This window comes from Mycobacterium sp. (assembly GCF_032161845.1).
Taxonomy (GTDB): domain Bacteria; phylum Actinomycetota; class Actinomycetes; order Mycobacteriales; family Mycobacteriaceae; genus Mycobacterium.
In genome coordinates, this window is the sequence record NZ_JAVRQA010000273.1 from 1 (window position 1) to 2,725 (window position 2,725).

A 2,725-nucleotide genomic window follows, 5' to 3' on the forward strand; every position below is an offset into this window, starting at 1 on the left:
CGGCGTTACCGGCCGCCAGCGCGGGCGCGACACACGAGGCGGCCACCGCCAGAGCACCGTTCCAAGGGGTAATGACACCGACGACGCCGAACGGCTCCCGCTCGATGAGGTTCACGTCGAACGAGCCGTTGACGGGCGAACTGATGCCGTGCGGCTTGTCGACGTAACCGGCGAAGTGGCGCAGGAACCACTCCAGCATGTGGGCGGTGCCTGCGAAGGAGATTGGCACCGCATAGTCGTGGACGTTGAGCAACGCCAGCTCGTCGAGATGCTCGTGCACGACGTCGGCGAGGTCGATGAGCATGTCCCTACGACGATCCACGGTCAACGACATCCACGCCCTCTGGGCATCCCCCGCCGATGCGACCGCACGGTCGATCTCGGCCTGGCCGGCGAGGGGGACCGTGACGTTGGTTCGGCCGGTAGCTGCGAAGACGTGTTCGTGAGTGCCACCGGAGGATTGACCGATCAGCTCGCCACCGATGAGCACGCCTGCCCTGAGCGACAACACCGCACTCACTGTGGTACGTCTCCTTCAGTCCGCCATTCCTCGAGCACGCGTTCCTTTTGTCGCTCAATCTCGTCGTTGAGGTGCGAGCCCTTCGCCCATCCGTAGTACGCCGCGAAATGTAGAGCGAGTTCGTCCATTTCGTCGAACGAGATGTCGCGACTCTTCAAGGCCGCGTACACGTGGCTCAGAATCGGGTACGGGGCGTCCTGGAATGCCACGCACGTGACCGTCGCGAGCCGCCGTTCCTTCATCCCGAGCCCGCGGCGAAGCCACATCTCGCCGAAGACGAAGTTGAGGATGCCCGCACCGGAGTACGGGTTGTCGCGCGTCGGCACGTAGGGCACGCAGTTGACGTCGCGGAATGCCTGCTCGCCGGTGGCCAGGCGCGCCTCCGGGTCGCTCGGTGTGGTGAGCGGAAGCAGCGCTTCTGCCGGTGGCGCGGTCTCACCCCGGTCGCGGTGGATGCGCTCCCACTGTTCGTCGACGGTCATGTTGAATCGGGATGCCTTCGGCCATCCGCTGTACACGGCGAAATGGAGTACGAGTTCCCGCATTTCGGTGATCGTGACGTCGCCGCTGTTGAGCGCGGCGTACACGTGGTCGCGCAACGGTCCTTCGGCGTCGGCAGCAGCGACGCAGGGCAGCGTCACGAAGCGTCGGTCCCGACGACTGAGCCCAGGCCGATCCCAAACCTCGGCGAAGACGAAGTCGACGAGATTCGCCGTTGCGGGGGTGCAGGAGTCGGGCGCGGGAAACGTCATCACGTCGGCGAATGCACGCCTACCGCGTTCGGCCCGGCTGGTGTCCATCGTGGTCATCGTCGCCTTCTCTTCTGAAATCCGGTTCACCGCAGGGTGACACCGGCATCGACCTTGAACTCAAGGCCGGTAACGTATCGGGATTCGTCCGAGACGAGGAACAGCACGGCGTTGCTGATGTCGATTGCCTCGGCCATGACGATCGGCATGGCGTTGAGGAAGATCGGCACCAGGTCGGGCCGCTGCTCGGCCAGCAACCCGTGCAACGACGCGGGCTGCATTCCGGTCTCGACTCCGGTGGGATGCACCGTGTTGACCCGGATATTCTGCGCCGCAAGCTCGTTGGCGAGAGCCCGGCTCATCCCGACGACGCCGTGCTTGGACGCCGTGTACGGGGTGTGCAGCGGCGTGCCCTTCAACCCGGCGGCCGAGCTGATGTTGACCAGGCTGCCGCCCCGGTCCACCAGGTGGGGCAATGCTGCCGCACAGGTGTTCCACGACCCGATCAAATTCACGTCGATGACGGTCCGCCACTGTTCTGGAGTGGTGGTGTCCCAGGTGCCGACCGTCAGCACCCCCGCGTTGGCGACCGACGCATCGAGGCCGCCCAACTCTGCCACCCCGGCGTCGACGGCGGAGGCCAAGGCTGCTGCGTTGCGCACGTCGACGACGTGGACGCTCGCACGCCTACCGTGCTTCTCCACCAATCGCGCTGTCTCGTCGAGGTCTTCCCTCGATGCCAGCGGATACTCGACGTCGGGCAGCGACTCGCAGATGTCGACGAGGATGACGTCTGCCCCCTCCTCGGCCAATCTCACGGCGTGGCTGCGACCCATCCCGCGTGCCGCACCGGTGACCAAAACCCGCTTGCCCGCGGCGCGGCCGATCGGCGTGCTCACAGCTTGTTACAGAATCCGGCGTCGACCGGAAAGGTCACGCCGGTGACGTACTTCGCGGCATCGGATACGAGGTAGGCGATTGCCGCACTGATGTCCTCGGGTTCGAGAAGCCCGATGGGCATCGGGTTCTGCAGGTGAAGCCCGCCCTCGGGATAGTTTTCGAGGAACGACGTCATCGCAGGGTTGGTCGCCATCATGGTGTTGACCGCGGTCGGGTGCACGGTGTTCACCCGGATGCTTTCGGGGGCAAGCGCATTGGATAGCGTCCGCATCAGGCCTACGATGCCGTGCTTCGACGCCGCGTACGCGAGACCGCCACCTTGGAGGCCACCGAAGCCCCGCAGGCCCGCGGTGGAACTGGTGAAGACGATCGACCCTCCGCGCTGCCCGGCGATCATGTGAGGAATGGCCGCCCTCGCCGTGTGGAACGCCCCCACCAGGTTGACGTCGAGCACGTCGGTCCACTGTTCGAGTTCTTCGGCGATGGTCAGCTCACGAAAGGCCATCGTCGCGATACCTGCGTTGGCGCAGACGATGTCGAGGCGCCCGAAGTGCTC

The 2,725-nt window shown here is 65.4% G+C and carries 4 protein-coding genes; all 4 read right to left on the reverse strand.

Annotation, left to right across the window (positions count from 1 at the left end; genetic code table 11):
• A partial coding sequence (locus tag QOD90_RS15160) for an aldehyde dehydrogenase family protein (RefSeq protein ID WP_526351065.1) occupies positions 1-520 on the reverse strand: 520 nt, incomplete at its 3' end.
• The gene (locus QOD90_RS15165; RefSeq protein WP_526351067.1) at positions 517-1,329 is read right to left on the reverse strand and encodes a carboxymuconolactone decarboxylase family protein; all 813 of its coding nucleotides are present in this window, start codon (positions 1,327-1,329) and stop codon (positions 517-519) included. The genes QOD90_RS15165 and QOD90_RS15160, both read right to left, overlap by 4 nt.
• Positions 1,330-1,355: 26 nt before the next feature.
• Entirely contained in the window at positions 1,356-2,168 is an 813-nt protein-coding gene (locus tag QOD90_RS15170) for a mycofactocin-coupled SDR family oxidoreductase (protein WP_526351069.1), read from the reverse strand.
• A partial coding sequence (locus QOD90_RS15175; protein ID WP_526351071.1) for an SDR family oxidoreductase occupies positions 2,165-2,725 on the reverse strand: 561 nt, incomplete at its 5' end. The genes QOD90_RS15170 and QOD90_RS15175, both read right to left, overlap by 4 nt.

Coding starts and splice junctions, on each gene's coding strand:
- QOD90_RS15165 (WP_526351067.1), bottom strand. CDS start 1,329: ATGACCACGATGGACACCAGCCGGGCCGAACGCGGTAGGCGTGCATTC.